The organism is Maribellus sp. YY47 (assembly GCF_023111095.1).
Classification (GTDB): Bacteria; Bacteroidota; Bacteroidia; order Bacteroidales; family Prolixibacteraceae; genus Draconibacterium.
This window is the reverse complement of record NZ_JALGYW010000002.1, coordinates 66,248-89,939: the sequence shown is the minus strand read 5'-3', so window position 1 is coordinate 89,939 and position 23,692 is coordinate 66,248. Positions and strand designations below refer to the sequence as shown.

The 23,692-nt window shown below is 46.6% G+C and carries 13 protein-coding genes and 1 pseudogene; 7 read left to right on the top strand and 7 right to left on the bottom strand.

The genetic code is table 11. The annotated features are described in order from the left end of the window. Positions 1-33: 33 nt before the first annotated feature. Positions 34-2,436: a GH92 family glycosyl hydrolase gene (locus MR764_RS01895; protein ID WP_247977693.1), complete on the bottom strand. Its 2,403-nt coding sequence runs from the start codon at positions 2,434-2,436 to the stop codon at positions 34-36. A gap of 262 nt (positions 2,437-2,698) precedes the next feature. Here MR764_RS01895 and MR764_RS01890 point away from each other — a divergent pair, with 262 nt between their 5' ends. From MR764_RS01890 to MR764_RS01860, 7 genes and pseudogenes are all read left to right on the top strand, one after another. Beyond that, entirely contained in the window at positions 2,699-5,398 is a 2,700-nt protein-coding gene (locus MR764_RS01890; protein ID WP_247977692.1) for a sugar-binding domain-containing protein, read from the top strand. A gap of 3 nt (positions 5,399-5,401) precedes the next feature. Further along, positions 5,402-6,334 carry an ROK family protein gene (locus MR764_RS01885; RefSeq protein WP_247977691.1) on the top strand — a complete coding sequence of 311 codons (933 nt, stop codon included), beginning with the start codon at positions 5,402-5,404 and terminating at the stop codon, positions 6,332-6,334. Between the two features lie 5 nt (positions 6,335-6,339). Continuing rightward, the gene (locus MR764_RS01880) at positions 6,340-7,590 is read left to right on the top strand and encodes an MFS transporter (RefSeq protein WP_247977690.1); all 1,251 of its coding nucleotides are present in this window, start codon (positions 6,340-6,342) and stop codon (positions 7,588-7,590) included. Between the two features lie 78 nt (positions 7,591-7,668). Further along, a complete protein-coding gene (locus tag MR764_RS01875) occupies positions 7,669-9,069 on the top strand; it encodes a hypothetical protein (protein WP_247977689.1) in 1,401 nt (466 codons plus the stop codon). A gap of 117 nt (positions 9,070-9,186) precedes the next feature. Continuing rightward, positions 9,187-10,734 (top strand): arylsulfatase, encoded by a 1,548-nt coding sequence (locus MR764_RS01870; protein WP_247977688.1) that lies wholly within the window; start codon positions 9,187-9,189, stop codon positions 10,732-10,734. A gap of 56 nt (positions 10,735-10,790) precedes the next feature. After that, positions 10,791-12,350 carry a hypothetical protein gene (locus MR764_RS01865; protein ID WP_247977687.1) on the top strand — a complete coding sequence of 520 codons (1,560 nt, stop codon included), beginning with the start codon at positions 10,791-10,793 and terminating at the stop codon, positions 12,348-12,350. Between the two features lie 29 nt (positions 12,351-12,379). Then, positions 12,380-13,342: pseudogene (locus MR764_RS01860) on the top strand (alpha/beta hydrolase). A gap of 24 nt (positions 13,343-13,366) precedes the next feature. Here MR764_RS01860 and MR764_RS01850 read toward each other — a convergent pair. The 6 genes from MR764_RS01850 to MR764_RS01825 all read right to left on the bottom strand — a co-directional run bounded on the left by MR764_RS01850 (position 13,367) and on the right by MR764_RS01825 (position 23,679). Continuing rightward, the gene (locus MR764_RS01850) at positions 13,367-14,215 is read right to left on the bottom strand and encodes a glycerophosphodiester phosphodiesterase family protein (RefSeq protein ID WP_247977684.1); all 849 of its coding nucleotides are present in this window, start codon (positions 14,213-14,215) and stop codon (positions 13,367-13,369) included. Positions 14,216-14,342: 127 nt separating this feature from the next. Continuing rightward, positions 14,343-15,587 carry a hypothetical protein gene (locus MR764_RS01845; protein WP_247977683.1) on the bottom strand — a complete coding sequence of 415 codons (1,245 nt, stop codon included), beginning with the start codon at positions 15,585-15,587 and terminating at the stop codon, positions 14,343-14,345. A 69-nt stretch (positions 15,588-15,656) separates the two neighbouring features. Continuing rightward, on the bottom strand, positions 15,657-16,934 hold the full coding sequence (locus tag MR764_RS01840) for a hypothetical protein (protein WP_247977682.1): 1,278 nt from the start codon (positions 16,932-16,934) through the stop codon (positions 15,657-15,659). A 13-nt stretch (positions 16,935-16,947) separates the two neighbouring features. After that, positions 16,948-18,312 carry a PhoPQ-activated protein PqaA family protein gene (locus tag MR764_RS01835; RefSeq protein ID WP_247977681.1) on the bottom strand — a complete coding sequence of 455 codons (1,365 nt, stop codon included), beginning with the start codon at positions 18,310-18,312 and terminating at the stop codon, positions 16,948-16,950. Positions 18,313-18,509: 197 nt separating this feature from the next. Then, a complete protein-coding gene (locus MR764_RS01830) occupies positions 18,510-20,177 on the bottom strand; it encodes a SusD/RagB family nutrient-binding outer membrane lipoprotein (protein WP_247977680.1) in 1,668 nt (555 codons plus the stop codon). A gap of 40 nt (positions 20,178-20,217) precedes the next feature. Further along, positions 20,218-23,679 carry a SusC/RagA family TonB-linked outer membrane protein gene (locus tag MR764_RS01825; protein WP_247977679.1) on the bottom strand — a complete coding sequence of 1,154 codons (3,462 nt, stop codon included), beginning with the start codon at positions 23,677-23,679 and terminating at the stop codon, positions 20,218-20,220. Positions 23,680-23,692: the final 13 nt, after the last annotated feature.

The following is a 23,692-nucleotide window of genomic DNA, read 5'->3' as shown; positions in this document are numbered from 1 at the left end:
GTTTAGTTGCGATTAAGATACATAATATTCTGATTAGTTGGATTTCGACATTGAAGGTGGTGCAGCATTGGCTCCGGTTCCCCATTTTTTATTGGGCGTTGGCCCCATCTGGAAAATCAGTTCACCACCGTTTCCGATTTCCTCGTGCGAAATCCAGGTGCGGTTAAAATCTTCGTCGTTTAAGGTCGCCGACTGAATGTATTTGTTTTCTTTCGATTGATTTTCAGCCTTGATCGTAAAGGTTTTGTTTTTTCCGGTTTGAAGGGTGGCTTCCCCAAATAACGGACTTCCGATGGCGTAAACGGGCAGACCGGGTGTAACGGCATAAAGTCCCATGGCGCTTAGTACGTACCACGACGACAGCGACCCCATATCTTCGTTGCCACACAAGCCACCGGGGCCGGGGCGGTAAAGTTCCTCGCACACCTGTCGCACGCGCTCCTGTGTTTTCCAGGGCTGGCCGGCGTAGTTGTACAAATACGCCACGTGGTGCGAGGGCTGGTTGCCATGCACATATTGCCCGATGGTGCCCACCACTCCCACGTATTTTGGGGGCGTAATCAGCGGACTCATACTAAAGAAAGTATCTAGTTTGGCGGTGAAAGCTTCCTGGCTCCCAAACAGGTTGATGAGGCCCTGCACATCGTGCTGAACCGACCAAATGTATTGCCAGGCATTGGATTCGGTGTAATGCCGGTTGGGGCGGCGGCCCACCAATAGCGGATCAAAATATTTGTAATACGAATGATCGCCTTCAGTTACTATTTTCTGCTCGTTTGTCCCCAGTGCTTCCAGCCACGTACCATCGACTTTTTTCGGGCGCATAAATCGGGTTTGGGCATCCCACAGTTTTGCATAATTTCCGGCACGTTGCATAAACAACTGGTAATTGTCATCTTTACCAAGTTCTTTGGCCAGCTGGGCAATGCACCAGTCGTCGTAGGCAAGTTCGAGGGTGTTCGGAACCGCTTCGGTAACGCGGTCAACCGGGGTGTAGCCGAGCTCCAGGTAGTATTCCAATCCGGCACGCCCCATCTTTTCATTCACCGGTGGTTTTGGCCTTTCGAGCGCTTTGGTGCGCATGGCCTTGTACAACAGTTCCACATCATAATCGCGGAAACCTTTCATATAAGCATCCACAATTACCGGAATAAGGTGATCGCCCACCATTCCTTCGCCAAAAACATTCAGAAAATGCTGTGCCGGCAGCCACTTAAAATTCTGTACTTTGGCTTCAATCGAACGGATAAAATCATTCACATGTTCGGGCGCAGTGAGGGTTAGCAGCGGATGTTGCGAGCGGTAAGTATCCCAGCACGAAAACGATCCGTAGAAATCAAAACCATCGGCAGTGTGAATTTGTCCGTCGGAACCCCGGTGTTTTCCGTCCACATCCTGCGAAATATACTGCGCCAGAAATGAATGATAAAGCGCTGAATAAAACGTTTCTTTTTGATCAGCAGTAGCTCCGTCGATCTTGATTTTTGACAATTCGTGGTTCCAGGTTGTCCGCGCCTCGTTTTTTACCTTTTCAAAATCCCAATCCGGAATTTCAGCTTCCAGGTTTTTGCGGGCTCCCTCCACGCTGGTGTACGAAATGCCCACTTTTACAAGGATCTGCTCACCGGCCTGTGTGTCGAAACTGGCAAAAGCGCCTACTTTTTGCCCGGCCTCGGCATTTTTATAGGGAAACAAACTTGCCCCCGATTCGGGCGTAACATACGAAGCATCAAAGGTGCCGTAGTACTTAAACGGTTTGCTGAATTCGGCAACAAAGTATACCTGACCAAGCCCGGCGGCTTTTTTGCCTTCGATACGATTATTATCAGTAATCTTTAATTCCGAGTTTTCTTCTGAATAGTTGGTGCCGATCTGGTGTCCGAGGTCAAGAATGATGTGTGCGTTTTTCGATGCCGGAAAAGTGTAACGGTGAAATCCTGCGCGACGAGTGGCCGTCAGTTCTGCCTTAATGTCGTAATCTTTCAGCATGACCGAATAATACCCCGGCGATGCACTTTCCTCTTCGTGACTGTATCTTGAGCGGTAGCCTGAGTCCGGATTTTCTTTTGTTCCGGGAAGTATTTGCAGTTCAGTATTCACAATGGGCATGAGCAACACCTCGCCACCGTTTACCATCCCAACTCCACTCCAGTGGGTGTGACTAAAACCAATGATCGAATTCGACTGGTAAATATAACCGGCGCAGTAGGTCCAGCCTTCGGTGCCCACATCCGGACTTACATGCACCATGGCATAGGGGAGGGAAGCTCCCGGAAAGGTATGCCCGAAAAAATCTGTTCCCAAAAACGGATTGACAAAGTCGGCAGGCTGCGGGTTGTTCGTTTGCGCCGGTGCCGCATAACAGGCGATCGCAAATATCGCTGAAGCCAGTAAACTTTTGATTGGCGAAGTAAAACGGGTAAGATAATTGTTCATAAGTAACTTTTAGAATATTGACCTTTTTGGCGAATTTACATTATAAAATATGATCGAAGGGTTAAGATATGTTGCAAGATGAGTAAAAAAGCATAAGTTTTTTAGTGGTTTTCCTGCTTACCTTTGTTTTTGTCAAAAAAAATAGGTTGCCGGTAAACGGTTTCCTGTTTTCCATAAAAAAATCAAGAATGAAACGCGCACGGATTGGTATACATACAAAGGACGCGTAGCTTCTTAAACCTAAATATAGCATTTAAACAGCATGAAACGACGAGATTATCTTCAAAAAACAATGTGGCTCTTCTGGGTGGGAATAGTTGCGATTTCAGCTTGCTCCCCGCAACAAAAAGATGAGATTTTCAGGGTGGAAAACCTGTCCTCGGAATGGAAAATGCAATCAAGTGAGCAGCTTTCCGGCGTGGATGAAAGCAGTATTTCGCAAAATGATTATTCGGCTGACTCGTGGCTGCAGGCTTCTGTTCCCGGCACTGTGTTGGGGAGCATGGCTACTTTCGGCGTGATTGAGGATCCGTATTTTGGGATCAATATGCAAAGTGTGGATGTGGAGCAGTTCAAAAAACCCTGGTGGTTTCGCACTACTTTTCAACTTTCGGCCAACTATTTAAGTAAAAAAATTTCCCTGCGTTTTAACGGGATCAACTACCGCGCCGATCTTTGGGTGAACGGGAAAAAGGTAGCGGGCAAAGATGAGTTTGCCGGCACTTACCGGATGTTCACTTTCAATATCAGCGAATACGCCAAAGAGGGCGGTAACACCGTAGCTTTGAAACTCTGGCAACATGCCGACGGTGAATATTCCATCGGTTTTGTGGATTGGAATCCGCTGCCACGCGACCGGAATATGGGGATTTTCAGAGAAGTTTTTCTGGAAGTGAACGACGGGGTGAAAATTCGCAGCCCGTTTGTGCAATCAAAAGTCAATAAGGAGAACCTGAAAGATGCCGACCTTTTTATTCAGGCTGAAATCGAAAATAAATCGGGCAAACCGGTGGATGGACTGGTGCGCGTTGATTTTGGTCTCGGTACCGTTGAAAAGAAAGTGCAGATTGCAGCCGGCGATACGCTTTCGTGCCGTTTTACTTCGGAAGATTTCCCGCAACTGGCGGTAAAAGATGTGAAATTCTGGTGGCCCAACGGAATGGGCGATCCCAACCTTTACGATATGTCGGTTGAATTTATTTCGGGGAACCAGGTGCTCGATAAAGTGGAAAGCCGCTACGGAATCCGCGAAATCGACAGTTACCTGAACGAAGATAAAAACCGGGTATTTACCATTAACGGCAAGTTTGTGTTGCTGAAAGGCGGCGGCTGGGTGGATGATCTGCTGTTGCAGGATACGCGCGAAAGTGTGGAGGCACAGATGAAATACATCCGCCACATGAACCTGAACAGCATCCGCTGCGAAGGATTTTGGGGCAAAACTCAAATGCTGTACGATCTGTGCGATGAATACGGAATTTTGGTGATGGTAGGTTTTAACTGCCACTGGGAATGGGAAGAATACCTGCTAAAACCAACGCACGAAAAATACGGAGGCGCTGTTACGCCCGAAGATATCAATTTGCTGGCGGCCTACTGGAAAGATCAGATGTTGTGGCTGCGCAATCATCCCTCCATTTATGTGTGGATGCTTGGGAGCGACAAACTTCCGACTCCGGAGCTGGAATACAAATACATCGATCTGTTTAAAAAGTACGATCAGTCGCGGCCTTACATCACCTCGGCAGGTGGAGCCGGAACCGAAGACAATAACATTGTGGCCGAAGTTCCTTTGATCAGCGAGATCAGCGGCCCCACCGGAATGAAAATGTTGGGCCCTTACGCCTACACTCCGCCGGTTTACTGGTTTACCGATACACAACTGGGCGGTGCTTACGGTTTTAACACCGAAACGTGTCCCGGCCCTAACGTTATGCCCTTGTCGTCGCTCAAAAAAATGCTGCCGGAAGAAAGTCTCTGGCCCATCGATAAAAAATACTGGGAATACCACACGGGGCGGAATGCGTTTACCACCCTCGACCGTTTTCGCAAAGCCATGGACGAGCGTTATGGACCGTCCGGCAGTGTGGAAGAATTTGCCTTTAAAAGCCAGGTTTCGAACTACGAACTGATGCGCCCGATGTTTGAGGCTTTTATCGCGCACAAACCCAAAAGCACCGGTTTGGTGCAGTGGATGCTGAACTCGGCATGGCCCGAATTATACTGGCAGTTGTACGATACCTATCTTCAGCCCAACGGTTCCTTTTACGGCGTTCGCAAGGCCTGTAACCCGATTCATGCCATTTACCGCTATGGTTTTGACGACATTTACCTGGCCAACGAAGATTTAAATGATGCCGGCAATCTGACGGTGAAAATTACAGCCTACGACATCAACTCCCAACAAATCTTTAGCGATGAATGGAAAGGAGACATTGCCACCAATAAGTCGAAGTTTATATACAAGCTTCCGGAAATCAAAGGACTGACTTCAGTTTGGTTCCTTCGTTTGAATGTATTCGATCAGAATAATAACGAAGTAGACCACAGCACCTATTGGTTGTCGCAGAAAAAGGATGAACTGGATTACGAAGCCGCCAAAAAATTGGAGTGGCCGTTTTATACGCCGCTAAAAGCCTATGCCGACTTTAAGGCGCTCGATAAATTGCCAAAGGTAAATCTTGATTACGATTACCAGTATCAGAAAGAAGGCGAAAAAGGGAATATCACTTTGACAGTGAGGAACCCGGGAGCAGCAATCGCTTTCTTTACCTATTTCGATTTGGTGAATACCGGAACCGATGATCCGATCCTGCCGGTGTACTGGAACGATAATTATGTTACCTTAATGCCCGGAGAAGAGCGTGTGTACACGGCGCAGATCGATCTGGTAAACCTCAAGGGGGAAAAACCGGAGTTAAAAGTAAAGGCCTGGAATGTAGAACCAATAAGAATAAAATAAACGATGGAAAAGTTAAGATATGCAACGGGAATTGATCTCGGAGGAACATTTGTAAAATATGCTTTAGTGGCCGAAACCGGTGAAATTGTGCTGGAAGGCAAATTACCGGTGGGCGGAAAAGCTAGCCGCGAAGATACGCTGGAGGCGATCAGAGCTTCTATCGAAAAAACAGTGGGAAAAGCGAACGAAGAGGGAGTTCAAATAGCAGGGATAGGAATCGGCTCCCCGGGAATTATTTGTGAAGGAGTAGTACAAGGGGGGGCCGATAATCTGGACCGTTGGTTCGATATCGACCTGGCCGGGATCTTTGGCAATGCGTTTCATCTGCCTGTTTTTGCCGATAACGACGCGAATGTGATGGGACTGGGCGAAGCGACTTACGGCGCTGCAAAAGATTGCTCGGATGTAATTTTTATAACTGTGGGAACCGGTATTGGCGGGGCCATTATTGCCAATGGCGAATTGTACGGTGGCTATAAAAACCGCGGAACGGAAATGGGGCACGTAACCATCCACCACAAGGGAATTCCCTGTAATTGTGGCGGGCGCGGTTGCCTGGAGGCCTATGCTTCCACCTCGGCGCTGGTGCAGCAATATGCTGAAGCAGCAGGCTTGAATGCAGAAGAAGTGAACGGCCATTTGATTGTTGAAAAATACAAAAACAACGAAGCTACAGCCGTAAAATGCATGCAGGAACACACCGATTATCTTGGACACGGTATCGCCGGGTTCATTAATACGTTTGCGCCGCAAAAAGTCGTTATTGGAGGAGGAATTTCTGAAGCCGGGCAGTTTTACATCGATATGATCAAAGAATCGGCTTTTAGTTATGCCATGGCCGATTGCGCCGTAAATACCGACGTGGTGGGGGCAACGCTGGGCAACAACGCCGGCTGCCTGGGCGCTGCATCGCTGGTTTTTAAGCACGTAAAATAATCTGTATGATGCGAAGAAATCAATTTATTGTCGTTCTTATCATGTTGGTGTTTTTTGTCATCTCGTTTCTTACCAACATTTTGGGAGCGCTCAATCAGAAAGTATCTGATAGTTTTACGCTTACTGAAACCATGGCGGGCCTGCTTCCTTTTGCTTTTTTTATTGCTTATGGAGTGATGTCGATTCCCTTTGGTTTCCTGGCGGAAAAGTATGGTGAAAAACGGATAATTATTGTTGCATTCCTGATGGCGTTTACTGCGTCGCTGGTGTTTGCCGTTTATCCGGTCTTTAATGTCTTTATCGTTTCTTTATTTACCATTGGCGCCGGAATGGCTGCTTTGCAGGTGGTTGTCAACCCGCTTTTACGCGTTTCGGGCGGCGAAGCCAATTATGCCTTTTATTCGGTAATGGGGCAACTGGGTTTTGGATTGGCATCGTTTATCAGTCCGCAAATGTATTCCTACTTTGTGGTGAACATCGATAACGGAAACCTGAGCAAACCATTGATTGGCCTGATGACGAAACTGGTTCCCGAAAACATGTCGTGGGTTTCGGTATATTGGGCGTTTACCGCCATTGCCATTTTGATGGCTGTTGTTATTTTCCTGGTGAAATTTCCAAAAGTGGAGTTGCAGGAAGATGAAAAAGTAGGATCGAAAGAAAGCTTTTTGGAACTGATCAAAAACAAATATGTCATCCTGTATTTCCTCGGCATTTTTATGTACGTGGGTTCCGAACAGGGAATCTCTTACTGGTTGTCAAAGTTTCTGAAAATATACCACGATATTGATCCCGATCTTGCCGGAGCCGATGCGGTTTCCTACTTCTGGGGTCTAATGACAATTGGCGGAATTCTTGGCCTGGTGCTGATGAAATTGTTCGACAGCAAACAAATCCTGCGGTGGTTTACCCTCTTAGCCATCATATGCGTGGCTGCAGGATTGTATGGCAGTGCAGGAGTCGCGCTTTGGGCTCTCCCCGTTTCAGGCTTTTTCCTGTCGGTAATGTACCCTACAATTGTTTCCCTGGGGCTGAATTCAGTGGCAAAACACCACGGTTCATTTGCCGGAATTTTGATGACCGGTATTGCCGGAGGCGCCATTGTTCAGGTATTGATCGGAGCGATCAGCGACTTTTCGTCCCTGAGGGTGGGAATGCTGATGATTTTTGTGACACTTGGTTATGTCTTGAGTATTTCATTCTGGGCCAAACCGCTGATCAACAACAAAACGATCTCGTTTAAGAGCGGGAAATAGCGGCAGAAAGAATTGTCGTACTGCATTTTGATAATCCTCAAATCATTTTTGTAAACAAACTGATAAATTTAAACGGATATGAACAGAACGAAATACTATCCCAAATGGATGTACATAGCCTTTCCTGCCATTGCGATGATGTTGGGTTGGGGATTGCGCGGACACATCGGCGGAGGCCCGTTTGGCGCCATGATCCCCGGGGCAATGGTAGCATTGTGTGTAGGCTTATTGTTGGAGATGCCGGCTACGGCTGCTTCTTTTTTGCTCGTTTTTGGCGTGATCGGCATTGGTCTTGGAGGCGAAATGACATACGGGCAAACACTGGGATTTTTGAAAGATCCCGCTACCGTTTGGTGGGGAACTGCGGGAACAACATTAAAAGGCGCGGTTTGGGGGTTGCTGGGCGGAGCCGTTTTTGCACTTGGTTTTTTCTTCCGTTCGGTTCCCCGAAAAATACTGATTCTGTCTTTTTTGCTGATGATACTGGGCATAATTGTAGGCTTTAAGCTGATTAACGACCCGATGTTGCTGTACTTTTCCGACCCGGTGAAACCGCGTCCCGAATCGTGGGCCGGCTTGCTGTTGGGCGCTTTGCTTTTTATGGGATACCTGAAGCTGAAAATTCCGGCAGAGAACTTTAAAATCATCCTTCGCTATGCCATCTGGGGGACAATCGGTGGAGCCCTGGGCTTTGGCCTGGGTGGTTTTTGGCTGGTATTGGGAAGTCATCTTCCGGAGGTCATTTTCGGAAGCTGGTGGAAAGCCATGGAGTTTACCTTTGGTTTATTGCTGGGGGCTTCGTTGGGATATGCCACCTGGTTAAGCCGCAACGATTTGGTTTTTGAACCGGATAGCAAGGAGGTAGGTGAAGGGAATATTTTATCAAGGTGGAAGGAGCTGCTCGTCGGACTGGGCACAGGCCTGCTGATTTTCTGGTTACTTCCTGCGTTAATTGAGGTGTTGGGAAAAGTTACGCTCGACAACAACATGCCTGGAGGATCGTTAAAAAATGAAGTGATTCGCTTTGTCGATAATTATTCGCTTACCGGGCTGATATTTGTACTTGTTTTACTTCGGTTTCCGAAAGCAGCCTGGCAAATTGGGATCACCTTAACGTTCTGCCACACGGCAATCGACCTTTTTCGCGATTTTTACCCCGATGCCAATCGCTTGTCGCCCTTTACGATGTACTTTTTCTGGGTACTTTTAACCACCGCGGTTGTGGCAATCCGGGCGGCTTATTCTGAAAATAAAAAAGGAGTGATTCGTTCCATGCTCTTGTTGGTGACCTGGTCGTGTGTGGCTGTTTCCTGTATTCGGATGTTTATTCATCCCGAACTGTTTGATGTAACGGGACTTTCTTTCTGCGAAGTAGTGTGCGGCCGCTTTTTTGTTGATTTGTTTTTTGTTGTTTCCGCTATCGTTACAAGCTGGATGACACGTTCCGGATTCAAAATACAGGCGGGAGCGATAAAGTAAAACCGTTAAAGCAAACGGCATTTGTTCCTCGGGTGAAAACTATTTCTCCTTTGCTTGTCTTGAGTCGGCCCGAAATAATGGCTAAATTGCACTGATTGAACCGACATATCAAGTTAAATGAAAACAATTTTTACATTCTTTTTGATCCTGTTAACCTCTTTGTTCGTAAGCGGACAAAAAGCGCCGAACATTATTTTTATCATGACTGACCAGCAACGAAGCGATGCTTTGGGCTGTGCCGGAAATGAAGCCGTTATTTCTCCTCATATCGATCAATTGGCAGAGGAAGGAGTGATGTTCACCAACGGCTATTCTTCGGTGCCCAGTTGTACTCCGGCACGATCGGGCTTACTGACCGGTTTGTCGCCCTGGCATCACGGGATGCTGGGATACGGCCGCGTGGCCCGAACGTACAAATACGAAATGCCCCGAATGTTGCGCGAAGCCGGTTATTACACCTTTGGAATTGGTAAGATGCACTGGTTTCCACAAAAGGCTTTGCACGGCTTTAACGGAACCCTGGTGGACGAAAGCGGCCGGGTGGAGCAGGATGGCTTTGTGAGCGATTACCGCGACTGGTTTAAGTTGCAGGCGCCGGGAGAAGACCCGGATCAAACTGGCATTGGCTGGAACGAGCACCGGTCGGGTGTTTACCAACTGGATGAAAAACTGCATCCCACTTACTGGACCGGAAAAACGGCTGTCGAATTCATCAAAAACTATAAGCAGAATAAACCGATGTTCCTGAAAGTTTCGTTTGCGCGTCCGCACAGTCCGTACGATCCGCCGCAACGTTTTCTGAATATGTACAACGACGCAAAAATACCAGCGCCTTTTATTGGCGACTGGTGCGCCGAATTTAACACGAACGGCGGAGGAAAAGATGCTGCCTTTGGAAATTTTGGGAACGAACATGCGCTGGAAAGTCGCCGGCTTTATTATGCCAACATCACTTTTATCGACGAAATGGTGGGGGAGATTATACAGGCGTTAAAAGAAAAAGGGATGTATGAGAATTCCATTATTTGCTTTACGTCCGATCATGGCGATATGATGGGGGATCATTATCACTGGCGAAAAACCTATGCTTACGAAGGTTCGGCACATATTCCTTTTATCGTGAAATGGCCGGAAGGCATGAACGCTGGTGTAAAACGTGGTTCGCACCTGGAGAATCCCACCGAACTCCGTGATTTTCTGCCTACTTTTCTGGATGCAGCCGGCGCTGCTGTTCCCGACGATATGGATGGAAGGTCGCTCTTACAACTGATTAAAGATCCGGGAGCCAGCTGGCGCCCCTATATCGATTTGGAACACACAACCACCTACAGCCAAGACAATTACTGGGCAGCGCTTACCGATGGAAACTGGAAGTATATCTGGTTTTTCAGAACCGGTGAGGAACAGTTGTTCCATTTGGAAAAAGACCGGGGAGAGATTCATGAACTTTCAAAAGATTCCAAATTCTCCAAGGAATTGGAGAAGTGGAGAGAACGTATGGTTCAGCATTTAAGTGAGCGGGGCGAGGATTTTGTGAAAGACGGTAAACTGGTGGTTTGCCAAAACGTAATGTTGTATAGCCCCAATTTTCCAAAAGATGAAAGAACAGATAATGAGCGATTGAAAGCATGGAATGAAGCTTACAAAGGGACGGATGATGAATAAATACCCATGTAAAACCTGGGTTTAATCCTTGTATATAGAAATGAATCAGAACACAAATGAAGAAAGTAGTTAAAAGAATCGGAGTTGTACTGGCTGTTTTATTTGTTGGATTGATGGTGTGGATGTTGACCAATATGAAAGACAGACATCCCGGTTATTCTGCCGACTTAAAAGTTACGGGAACGTCTCCCGCCGGATTAAAAGCCGGTTTTGCGGCAGTGCCGATCACTCCTGAAGTTCCGGATCGCTGGGTGGACAAAAACGACGACGCCAAATACAAACCGAAGGACGGAGATACTTTCATCGACGGAAACGGCAACGGTAAATTCGATCTGGTTTGGATAGCGGGTTTTAGCAACAGTAAACCCGCCAACGGAGTTCACGATGATACCTGGGCGCGCACCATGATTTTGGATGACGGCACCACCCGGCTGGCAATTGTCATTATCGATGCTATTGGTTTTATGCACGACGATATTGTGGATGTCCGAAAAATGATTCCCAAAGAAGCGGGAATCTCTTATGCAATTGTTGCATCCACACATACGCACGAATCGGCCGATTTGCTTGGCCTTTGGGGGAAAACGCCTTTCAAAAGCGGCATCAATCCCGATTATATGAAGTTTGTAAAAGGTCAGATTGTAAAATCGGTGGAGGAAGCATCAAAAAATTTGCGACCGGCCCGGCTGGAGATTTCGCAGGACCTGACAGGAGCGATTCCGCTGGTAAAAGATACGCGTAAACCTGAAGTTTTTGATTCAGGACTGCGAATGATAAAGGCTGTGGATAAGGAGAATGATCAGGTTTTGGGAACGGTTGTCGCCTGGGGAAATCACCCCGAAACACTTTGGAGTAAAAACCTGCTTATTTCTTCTGACTTTCCGCATTTTGTGCGCGAAGGAGTAGAGAAAGGTGTTTTTAACGGCGAAACTTTGATGAAAGCCGGAGTGGGCGGTGTTTGTATTTGCATGAACGGAGCGGTTGGCGGTTTAATGTGTACGCATCCTTCGCTGGCCGTAAAAGACCCGTTTACAGGAGAGGAGTTTAAAGAAGCTTCGTTTGAAAAGGCTGCTGCCGAAGGAAAAACGCTTTCGATGCTGGCGCTGAATGCAATGGAACAACCCGATGCCGTTATTGATTCGGCAAGTATTTCTTTGCTGGTTCGCACCCTTTCGCTGCCAATCGACAATAGCCTCTTCAAGCTGGCAACAGCGCTCGGAGTGATGGACAGAGGCACAAGCGGCTGGATGAAAATGCGTTCAGAGCTTTCAGCTTTTAATATTGGGCCGATGTCGTTTGTAACCATTCCCGGTGAGATTTATCCTGAAATTGTAAATGGGGGAGTGGATGCGCTGCCGGAAGGCGATCTGGGAGTTCAGCCAGTTGAAGTGCCACCGATTCGTGAAATGATGTCGGGCGATTTTAAATTTATTTTGGGACTGGCCAACGACGAAATCGGTTATATTATTCCCAAAAGTCAGTGGGATGTAAAAGCTCCTTTTGCATATGGACGCGAAAAAGCGCAGTATGGCGAAGAAAATTCACTGGGGAAGGAAACGGCTCCTTTGCTCCACAAAAATATTCAGGAAATGTTGTTTGAATTGAGCGGGAAATAAAACCTGACGGAAACACAAAAATAGAAAATATGGCAAAAAGCGCACTAAAACGAATCGGAAAAGGATTGCTGGTCATGCTGACGCTCTTTGTTGTTTTGATGTTGGTGCCGAGATGCATCGGATTTCTGTTTCCGGAGAAAGCTCCCATTGGTTATCATTTTGAAACGCTCGACTACCTGGCCATCGGAGTTGGCCTGGAAAGCTTGATTGACAGGGATCCCGAAGTACCAGCGACCATTGAATCGTTCAAGGATATTGAATACAAAAATGCAAGCGGGAAGTCACTTCAACTGGATATTTACAAACAGAAGGAATTAACAGAAAAAGCGCCTTTGCTGGTTTTTATTCACGGAGGCGGCTGGCGAAGTGGAAAGCGGCAGGATTACCTGGTGTACCTGCTGGACTATGCACAAAAAGAATACGTAACGGCTACTATTTCGTACCGGTTGAAAAAGGACAGTATTTATCCAGCAGCTGTTGAAGATGTGATGGATGCTGTGGACTTTCTTTTCAAAAACGGCGATACCTATGGCTACGACACAACCCGGGTAGCTTTGATTGGCGGCTCTGCTGGCGCGCATTTGGCAATGTTGGCGGGCTACGGATGGGAAAATCCTCAACGGCATAAAGTGAAGGCGGTGGTCGATATTTACGGCCCGGTGGACATGACCACTCCTTATGCGCAAACGCAGTATATGGTGACTGATTTCATCGGGCATCAGTATAGTGAAAAGCCCTAATTGTACCGGGAGGCTTCGCCTGCTCAATACTTGAACAAAGATCTGCCGCCAACATTGATTTTCCAGGGAACTTCCGATAATTTGCTTCCTCCTCCTCAGTCCGACACGCTGCACGTAAGGCTTAACCGGCTGGGTGTCCCGAATGTGTATTACCGTTTGCCTTTATGGCCACACGCCATGGACATCGCAGTTCGTCCCAACGAATACCTGCAAAAGAAAATGGATGCCTTTTTTGAGGAGTATCTCCGTTAGTCGTTTTGTGAAAGTACGCTTCAGTTAGAATTCAGGAACAACCGGCGTAATGCCATAATCTTTCCCCAGTTCGATGGTGTGAACAATGTCGTTGACCAGCGGGAATTCAACCTGGTATTGAAACAGAAGTTTTATTTTTTCAGGCGAATCGGTACCAAAATAGTTTACCCGAATATTCTTCTGTTTTAACCGCTGGATGTGTTGTTCAAAATCGGGCGTAATTTCACCGCTCAACTGAATAAAGTCGGCCTCCGAATTTATCGTGGTATTTACATAATCTTCTGTGGAGAATTGTTGGTCCATGTTGCAGATCAGTATCTCCGGGACTTTTTCTCTGGCCTTTTTAGCAGCTTCTACACTACACGCCAGAAATGCCTGGTGGAGCCGGTTTTCTTTTTTCAGTACTTCAGCGACAAGCGCCGGTGCTTCATTTTCTTCTTTCATGTGAATATTTAACCAGATATTCCGGGGCATCACTTTCAAGGCTTCTTCAAAAGTGGGAATCCTTACTCCTTCAAATTCCGGAGATTTCCAACTTCCGGCGTCCAGCTTCTTAATTTTTGCCAGCGTTAATTCTGATATTCTTCCCGAGCCATTGGTAGTGCGGTCAACCGTGTTGTCGTGAATAACAACCATTTCCCCGTCTTTTGTAAGCCACACATCCAGTTCAATCATGTGGGCGCCCGCGTTAATGGCTGCCTGATAGGCTGGAATTGTATTTTCAGGATGTGTTTTCATGGCGCCGCGGTGTGCACAGAAACCGCGTGATGGTAAGACAATTGCTGAATTCGCAGTTTGTCCGCTTACGTTTTGTCCGATACAGGAGAATACGGTCAAAAGTAAAAGAGCAAGGTCTAAAACGTTGTTTTTCATTTTTATTGGTTTAGTTGAAGATTTATTTTGTCGCCGGACTTTGGTTTATAAACTTCAAGGCTTCCCGATCAAAAGTTTCGGCAGTCGTTTTGCCCAACGAAGTTTTTGAAAAATATCCATAAAAAATTTATTTCTCCGGTTCTAAGCGAAAAGGATTTTCGTTTTTGTCAATACAAGCTTCAGCCTGAATTATTGCTGCAGGGTTTAAAACTGAAATAGGTTGTTCGGTATTGTAATCCCGCATCCGGCAACCAAACAGGCTGATCGTGCATTTTTCGTTTCCCCGGACGGTCATAAAATCCCACGACTGTCCAAAATTACTCAAGGCTGAATTTTCACCGGAGAAAGCTTCAACATTAGTGAGCGCTATATGCCCTTTGCCCTCAACAATAATCGGATGGACATCTTCCAATGCTGGCCCGGTATTGGCAATAATAGAGCCTTGTGCAATCATCCAGTTTCGGTTTTTGGAACTGTCGCCCTGTTTGTAAATTCCAACCGCCACACAATCGAGATTGAAGTTAGTAAGTTGCCCGTAAGTTGCGGGTCCAAGCCAGATTCCTCCATAATTTCCAAACGTGAAAACGTCCATCATCTGGGCATTATCGGTGTGATTGATCGCATAAGAATATTTTTGCTGTGCAACAACGGCATCAACCATCGCCCGCGGGTACTGACCACCCAACTGGCGCTGAACGGCCGGATTAACATGGCAATGTAAAATTCGCGGAATATCGTAGCAATAATCGATTCGGATGAATTCGCCGCCCTGGGGATAACCGTGGCAGTTTTCAAATTGAATTAATTCGCAGGGATGTTCGGGCGAAGCATTAAAATCCATCGCCATATATTCGCCGTAAAAAGTTAAGTTTTCAAGCAAAACACCTTCGGTATTTGAGGTTTGTGAAACCTGAATTGTTGGCGGGTAGGGAATTACCTTAGAAGGATCTTTTATACTTTGTTCGGGATACCAAAACTGAATTCCTTTGATTTGGGTACTGCTTTCAACCGTAATAAATGGTTGTTGGGTGTCACGAACAGCAAAAACACTCCCAACTGGCTGCTGTTTCTCCGGATGCCTTGTACTACGCGGAACAGGCCCATGAACTCCAATCAGCGATACATTCTTTTTCAGGACAAGACCACCGGAAACTTCGTAAGGCTTATCGCTAGGTTCAACAAAAAGTGCGGCACCATTTGTTGCAGCCCAATCGATGGCTTTTTGAAGATTGACTTTATTTATCTCAGCTGTATTTTCCGGAAGTACGCCAAACGAACGAATACTTTTTGAATGTTGTTGGACAATGTCCTGTCCCTTTGAGAAAAAGCCACAAAATGATAGAATTAACAGGAGAAATAGCTTTGATTTCATCAGACGGTTGTTGGTTTAGTGTTGCAAATATTTACGGAACAACTTTAAGTCGTTCCGTAAATATAAAGCTTATTTATCTGCCGCCGGACTTTCCTTAATAAATTTCAGCGCCGCCTGCTCATAAATTTCAGCAGTCATTTCGCCCAGTGAGGTTCGGGAAATGTAATTATATCTTTCAAAACTATTGAAATCTTCCTTGGTAAGCATGTAGCCAAAGGCATCGTTGGTTAAGCCAAACAGAAAAGGCTGCTCGGTTTTGAGGTGACGTTTCAGGAAGAACCCAATATTTGGAAGCGCTTCTCCCGGAATGGTAAGTGCCTGCGCTGTGCCAATGTTTAACAGGTTTACCTGCGTGGTAACTTTGCTATAATCATCGGTTTGCTTTTCTGCCAGTTTTGCCACCGGCGATTGTTTGAATACAAATTGCATGGTCTTGTTTTCCACCGGAAGTTCGATCGTCTCTGCCGCGCAGTACAATTGCGGATCTTGCTGAATGGGTGCCGGGGCGATAATCCGAAGAGCCTCGTCGGCCATTAAATTCCCGATGCGGATGCATTCGTTCCAGTCGTTGGCCTCTCCGCCATTTTCAAGTCGAGTATCGGCAGTTACCATTCCACCCTGTGCACTATTCATAAATAGGGCAATGCCTCCTGCTTTTGATTCAATTCTGTCGTAGAGTGGACCGCACAAATCCGGGCTCATCAGTTGTCTTTTTGTTCCCAGAATTTCGGGGTGAGTGGCATAATTTACCAAAGTGGCAATGGGTTTCCCCTTTTTTTCTCCGACTGTTGCAAGAGCCTGAATAACACCCATTCGTGGATCGTAAAGACGGGGTGCATAGTAGTTGTATGCTATTTTTCCTTTGGCTTCGGCAACTGCGGTTTTTAAGTCTGCCGGCTGAGTATTTTTTGCTGCCTCGTTAACCGCATCCGCAATTTGGGCGACGCACCAATTCAGATAATCCAGATCGGCCCCGGTATTTCCGTTTTCATCCGGAAAGCCGTAAGCATCGGGCGCGCTGTGGGTATGCGTAACGCCAATCAGCACATTTTCGGGTGCAATTTCCTTTATCAACGCTCGCGAACGATCACCCAGATATGCAGGCCAGCCAATATTGTCGATGCCAACGATGGCCACTTTGGTAGTGCCTTTTTCCAGCACCAGTGCACGAACGGTAAGTTTTCCCTGGTAAGCGGTTGGCATTACCGGCTCACCCATTCCACCCGAAATGGGGATCAGATGATCGGGGGTAATATCACGGATGGCGGCGCCGGCTTTAAAAGTTTGTGCAGATCCCTGCAAGGCAACACTCCATATTACAAAGAGAATAGTTATTAGCTTTAGCATGGTTTTATCCTTTTTATTCTCCGCGATCCAACAAGACTTTTTGGTCGTTCATCAAAAACATGCGGGTACTTTGTGTGTAGTCTCCTCCAAATGGAGCTTTGTATTTCAGATCGACGTAAAATGCTTTATAGCCTGATTCGGGTAGTTTAAGGGTGACCGTAAATTCATTCTTTCCTTTTTCTCCCAGGCTTTTTTCTGTCCACGTGTTGTCGCGAATGTCGCGGTCATCCGATTCTGCACTCCATAAAATGGCATCTTCGAGTAAATTGCCATCGGCTTTCATTTTGAGGGTAACAGTGCCATCGTTTACTGAAATGGAATAGTCACACACAGGATGTTTATTGCCGGTAATGGCTTCTCCAAAAAAGGCACTCAAGGTTGTTAAAGCCTTTGTTTTGTCGCCCAGTCCGTGGCCGGCATTCGGAATGTAGCAAAGATGATTGTCGCCCGGAATACTGTCGATGTAATTTTTCATGGCATCCACCGGCCAGTATTCATCGTTGGCACCGTTGAAGATCATCTTGGGCATGGTCAGCGCCTTTCGGTACGAATACGGATCCACCATTTGAACCAGTGCATTTCCTTCTTCAGAGCCTACTTGTTGTGCAACCCCCAGTTTTACGTAATCCTCAATTTGGATACTGTATTCGCCCCAGGCTGTTTTGTGGTAAGGGATATTTACCTGCATGTTTAGCATGTCGATCACCATTGGGCCGATCGCTTTTACCCGTTTATCGCTGGCACCTGTTAGCCAGGTTGTCCAGCCGCGTTTGGAAGCGCCTGACACCACAAACTCGTTTACTTTTGTTTTTAAATCTTTTTTGGCAAACTCCTGAATGGCATCCATGGCGCGGATGGCACTTTTGGTCATCGGAAATAAAAGCGGCCAGGTATAATCGTTGTCGCTCTGGAAATTATGAAAGGTGTAGGAAATAATTTCGTCTTCCTTTTTTCCGTCAAAAATGGGCTGGTTCGGAACCTGCCACACGATGGCAGTGATGGCTTTGTTGGTAATCGCCATTTGACTGAACATTTTTATTTCATCTTTATCCCATTGATGAATGTTGGGTTCGCCGTTTTTTACACTTCCTCCGGTAATAAAAAGCAAGGCATCGTGGTGTTTCAAGTCGTCGGGAACCATGATGGTGAGTTCGTGTTTCCAAACCAGATCGCGCCAGGTTTGCGAAGTGAAAATAACACGGTACAGCGTAACTCCATCGGCTGTTAGCTGATCCTGAACTTCCCATTTAAACGAATTATCGCCATTGTTTAAATAGGCTTTTAATGCTGTTTTCGGGGTGATTTCATTTTCCGTTTCGGCCACTACCAGCATTGCCGGAAGCAGGAGGACAATAATATTCAATAAAATCTTTCTCATGACTGTTTTCCTTTCAAAAGAAAGAGGGTGTCGCAAAGTTGGAAAAATCAGGTTCTCGCAAAGAGGCAAAAGAAGCGCAAAGCTCGCAGAGTGTACATTGTCAGTTTCTGTTTTTGCGCTCTCTGGGTAAAACTTGGCGGACTTTGCGTGAACTATACTTTTGGGACACCCTCCTTGTTGTTTTATTACGAATGTTTTTAATATGGTTTTGTAGTTCCCTGTAGCAACCAGAACTTTGACCAGGCGCTGTTGTTGGTCTGGTCGCTACCTTTGTATTGAGTCGGTTCCAGTTTCGCGACAGCTGCTTCAGCATTTGCCGTGTTGGTGGAAAGGTCTTCGTTAATGTTGTAATAGAAGCGAAGCGGTAATTTCTCCCTTCGTGCCGATGGTCCGGTTTGCAGATCGGGCAAGCCCGTTCTGCGGTAATCGAACCAGGCTTCGGCAGCGGCCGTCCAGCTGGCGATCCATTTTTGCTGAATGATACTTTCCAGTCCGTTGTAGCCGGCGTCTCCGATATAAGCATCAAACTGGTCAGCTACTCCCCATGCATTAAATGATTCTTCGATGCCATTGGCATAGTAAGTTTCCGGGCTTCCCGACGCCCAGTTGTAGAGGGCAGCTTCGGCCAAAATGAAATTTACTTCGGCAGCCGAAAGCAGTCGCATTTGCAACAGTGGGCCGCTGGTTTCCTTGTACATTTCGTTTAGTTGCGAAACATGCGGGTTGTAAGCAGCCTGTTGGGTATAGTTGGGCGTTAAATTATAAGCCTGTGCCGAAAAAGTTTGAACCGGGATTCCCACATATTCCTGATCGTAATCGACATAAAGATTATCTTCTCCTTCCCATTTGTCCAAAAAGGCTTGTTCCACATCTTTCGAGATTTCCCGTTTCCCATCCACTATTCGGTCTACTCCGGTACCGGTGACCAATACCAGTGGAATTTCTACCTTGTCGGCCCAGACTCCCAAGCGCGGATCGTCCAAAGCCTGGAGCGTTTCCACTAAAGTAGCGCAGGGTTTTCGACGCATGTATTCTCCCAGCGGATCGATGTTAAATACCATGTTGATGGGCCACGATGTCCCCGGAGATGATCCTGAATAGGCCACATTGGCTTCTTCGGAGGCAAGCGTGATAACTGGGTACTTGGCAGGATCACCAGTGATTTTACTGATTCCTTCCTGGGCAACAGATGGTTCTTTTGCCTGTAATCTCATGTAGTAACGTAGTGCCAGCGAGTTGGCAAATTTTCTCCATTTGGTCACATCGCCTTCATAAAGCACATCCTGAGACGAGTTAATGTTGGTGTACTCGTCGCTGTTTTTAGACAAGAGTGTGTTGGCTTCTTCGAGATAGGCAAGAATACCGTGGTAAATATCCTGCTGAGAATCAAAAACAGGTTTGTAAAAGTCGGGGCCCTGTTCTGCCTTTAAAGCTTCCGAAAAAGGTGCGTCTCCCCAGAGGTCGGCAATTAGTCCGAAAGTGTAGGCTTTCAAAATCAGACCAACTCCCTGGTGAAATTCCAGCTCTTCTTTTACTGCTTTGTTGTAGAATTCATCTGCATTTCGAAGAATGTCATAATAACCGCCCCACGACTGACCCGGATTATTCCAGTCGTAATCGTTGTGTCCACTCGACCAGCCTGTTTTTTGGGTGTGTTGCATAACGCCGGCAATATCTCCAATACCCAGGCCAACGATGTTTTGTCCTAAGTTGATGATGATGGTCGGCATAAGCAGGTTGAGATCCGTGACTTCAGGATCAGGATTGTTGGGATTTATATTCAGGTCGTCTAAATTATGGCAGGCGCCAAAAGCCAGCAACATAATCAGCGAAACTGTGATAAATTTTATATTGAACTTTTTCATATGCGTAAATTTTAATTCCGTTGATGGTAACGTGTTTCAGTTAAAGTGTAAAGCCGATTTTAAATCCGACAGGAATTACCCATGGATTTACATTGTAACGTTCAAGTCCTTGCAACAGCTTTCCGTTATCCGGCTGATAAGCTCTTTCCGGGTCAATCCCGAAACCGGAATCTTTTGTCCAGAAAATGATATTACGGCTGTAAACCGAAACATTAATTTCTCCCATGTTCAATTTCTGAACAATGCTGCGGGGAATGCTGTAACTCAACGAAATCTCCCTGAGTTTGATGTAATCGGCATCGAACACATTGGCTTCGCCGATATCCCATGGATAGCTTACCGAATAGGGAAGAAATGTTGTGCCCGGGTTTCCGAGATTTTCACGTTCCAGGATAAAGTTTCCGTTTTCATCGTAGGTCCCGATAACACCCGGAGCAAAAGTTCCATCATATACTTTTGTACCGCTCCATTGTTCGGGAAATCCACCATATTCAGGTGTTGGGCCACCCACCGGATATAAACGGTCGGCGTATATCAGTTTGTCGGCATTGGCTACTACCCAGTCGCGAAGCTCCTCGCTGGGGCCCGGATTATTTGGATCATACGCGCCAGGATAGACCAGGTTTTCAAGCCAGTGATTGGTAGCCATGTCTTCGGTTAAATAACGGTAGGTTTGCGAGACGTACTGTCCGCCATGTCGCCAGTCGAAAGTCATATTGAGCGAGAAGTTTTTCCAGCTTAACGTAGTTTGCAGTCCCATAATAAAATCCGGATTTACATTTCCGATTTTGGAGTAAGTGGAAGCAGCTTCCCATTCGGTGTCAGTGGCAGCATCGGGAAGCAAAGGATACATATAGTACGGCGAGTTTTTGTCGGTTACACGATTTACCTTGCGCGCATAAAGGTTGCCGACCACACCGTCGCTTATTTCCTGGTTTCCAAACTGGTCTGTAGCTACAACCTGGCCTTTGGCATAACCCACGCTGCGCACACGTGCCTGATCCCACAGGGTTACAAAGGGGATTCCATCTGCCAATTCAATGATCCTGGTTACGTTTTTGGTGAAGTTCAGGTTCAAATCCAGCGACCAGTCTCCTGATTTGACGGGGGTACCCCCCAGCATCAATTCAACGCCTTTGCTCTGTACCAGTCCCGCGTTAATGATGGTTCCGCTGAACCCTGTTGAAGTAGGAAGTGATACATTGAAGATCATGTCTTTGTTATCGAGTGTGTAATACGTTCCCTCAAACCTCAACCGGTTTTTCCAAAGTCTGGCTTCAAGTCCGTATTCCTGAGAAACCTGTATCTCCGGTTTCAGATTGGGATTGAGCAGCGAGCCGGGTTTATACAGACGAACGGCATCGTCCCATTGCTCGTAATTTCCGTAGGTTTGCAACAGTTGATAGGGCGAAGTATCGTTACCGGTTTGTGCCACGCCTCCACGAAGTTTGAGCAAATCCACGGCGTTGCCCAGGTTCACCATTTCGTTCAACAAAATACTAAGCGAAGCCGACGGGTAAAAGTAAGACCGGTTGGCTTTGGGCAAGGTGCTCGACCAATCGTTGCGCGCAGTTAAATCCAGGAAAATGGTTTCTTTCCAACCCAGGTTCGCCATACCGTAAAAACTGTTGACACCCAATTCGTATTTGGATGAACTGTAGTTTAGATTCGCTGTGGGAATATTGCTGAGTGTAAACAGATTCGGAATTGTTAATCCTGAGCTGTTCTTGGATGAGTTGCTCACGCTGGATCCTTTGGCATAACGCGTGTTGCCTCCCATTGAAAGGTTCCAGGAAAAATCCCCGGAGTGGTCTTTGTACGAGAAAAGTCCGTCGATATTGCGTTCAAGATTATTGTGTGTGGAAATACCATAAGCCCCGTTGTTGGGTTCATCAGAATAACCCAGTCCGATTTTAGTTTCACGTACCTCGTCCGATTTGTTCAGCGTCATCCGGCCCATAAGGCTGAATTTGGGCGATATCTCCCAGGTTGCCATTACGTTACCAAACAACTGGTAGCGGTTAAAACTATTGTTGATGTCGTAAGCCAGCATCCATGGGTTTTCACTGTCTTCAACTACTTTTTTGATCGTGTTTCCCTGGCCCAGGTTGTAATCCCGTAATTCCATAATGTCAATGTACGGAGGAGTAAAATAAGCCCATTGCAAGGGATTGGCTCCGCGGTTACTGGCAGGCCGGTTATCAGCAAAACTGTTTACAAAATTAATATCGGTGCTGACAGTAAGGTTTTCTTTGACTTTTGAGGATGCCGACAACGACAAATTATTGCGTTTAAGATCCGAATTCGGGATCAGGCCTGCGTGTGTCATATTGGTGTATCCGAGGCGGTAGTTTATCGCTTTCGATGTGCTGGAGATAGAAATTCCGTTGGTGGTTGTATAAGCATAGTCGTTCAGGAAGTTCTTAACGTTGTCTTTATACGAAACAAGTTCTGTCGGAACCTGTACACCGTTTGCATCGCGGGGCGAGTTCCATTGCACGGCCCAGTAACCCTTGTCTAATTCCGGTCCAATTCCGGTTTGATCAAGAACAGGAGGAAGGTAGCCTCCGCCAACATCCTCGGGACGGTATGAAAAGTAACCGGTGGCAAATTGTTTTTGCACATTCAGGAAACGGGAAGGGATATCAAAGTTGGTATTGGATGTAACCGATATTTTCATGCCCTCACCGCTTGCTTTTTTGGTGGTAACAATAATAACACCGTTACCGGCCCTCGAACCGTAAAGCGCTGTGGCGCTTGGGCCTTTCAAAACAGATACACTCTCAATGCTTTCGGGGTCAAGATCGGAGATGGAATTCCCGTAATCCACCGGGTTGCCCGAACCAAAGCCTCCCACATTGTTAAGGCCGCTCGACATAGGCACTCCGTCGACAACATACAACGGTTGGTTATCGTTACTCAGCGATTTCGCACCACGAATAATGATACTGGTGGTAGAACCGGGGCCTCCGGTTTGGTTGATGGTTACACCTGCAATCTTTCCCGACATGGAGTTCAGGAAGTTTTCCTGAGCAACGCGTGTAAATTCCGGACCTTGCACCCTGCTCACCGAATAACCCAGCGATTTTTCTTCGCGCTTGATTCCCAGGGCAGTGACCACCACTTCATCAATGGCTTCCACACTTTCTTCCATCACAATGTTGAGCGTGCTTTGGCCTGCCACTGCAACTTCCTGCACTTTGAATCCGATAAACGAAAAGACGAGTGTTGCGTTGTTTGCCACATCAATGGTATAGTTTCCTTCTGCATCGGTAACCGTTCCCAAAGCTGTTCCTTTTACAATGATACTAACACCTGGAAGTGCTGTTCCGTCGGATGCTGCTTTAACCGTACCACTTACTTTGATGGTTTGCTGGTCGAAGGAGGCAGCGCCTGGCTCATTTGCCGCGAACGATTTATGCTGAAAGCAAAATACCAGTGCAAGCATGAAAATTGCGGGAAACATTATTCCCGTAATGTATTTTATTTTAGCGTATTTCATGTGAATTGTGTTA

Coding starts and splice junctions, on each gene's coding strand:
- MR764_RS01895 (WP_247977693.1), bottom strand. CDS start 2,436: ATGAACAATTATCTTACCCGTTTTACTTCGCCAATCAAAAGTTTACTG.
- MR764_RS01890 (WP_247977692.1), top strand. CDS start 2,699: ATGAAACGACGAGATTATCTTCAAAAAACAATGTGGCTCTTCTGGGTG.
- MR764_RS01885 (WP_247977691.1), top strand. CDS start 5,402: ATGGAAAAGTTAAGATATGCAACGGGAATTGATCTCGGAGGAACATTT.
- MR764_RS01880 (WP_247977690.1), top strand. CDS start 6,340: ATGATGCGAAGAAATCAATTTATTGTCGTTCTTATCATGTTGGTGTTT.
- MR764_RS01875 (WP_247977689.1), top strand. CDS start 7,669: ATGAACAGAACGAAATACTATCCCAAATGGATGTACATAGCCTTTCCT.
- MR764_RS01870 (WP_247977688.1), top strand. CDS start 9,187: ATGAAAACAATTTTTACATTCTTTTTGATCCTGTTAACCTCTTTGTTC.
- MR764_RS01865 (WP_247977687.1), top strand. CDS start 10,791: ATGAAGAAAGTAGTTAAAAGAATCGGAGTTGTACTGGCTGTTTTATTT.
- MR764_RS01850 (WP_247977684.1), bottom strand. CDS start 14,215: ATGAAAAACAACGTTTTAGACCTTGCTCTTTTACTTTTGACCGTATTC.
- MR764_RS01845 (WP_247977683.1), bottom strand. CDS start 15,587: ATGAAATCAAAGCTATTTCTCCTGTTAATTCTATCATTTTGTGGCTTT.
- MR764_RS01840 (WP_247977682.1), bottom strand. CDS start 16,934: ATGCTAAAGCTAATAACTATTCTCTTTGTAATATGGAGTGTTGCCTTG.
- MR764_RS01835 (WP_247977681.1), bottom strand. CDS start 18,312: ATGAGAAAGATTTTATTGAATATTATTGTCCTCCTGCTTCCGGCAATG.
- MR764_RS01830 (WP_247977680.1), bottom strand. CDS start 20,177: ATGAAAAAGTTCAATATAAAATTTATCACAGTTTCGCTGATTATGTTG.
- MR764_RS01825 (WP_247977679.1), bottom strand. CDS start 23,679: ATGAAATACGCTAAAATAAAATACATTACGGGAATAATGTTTCCCGCA.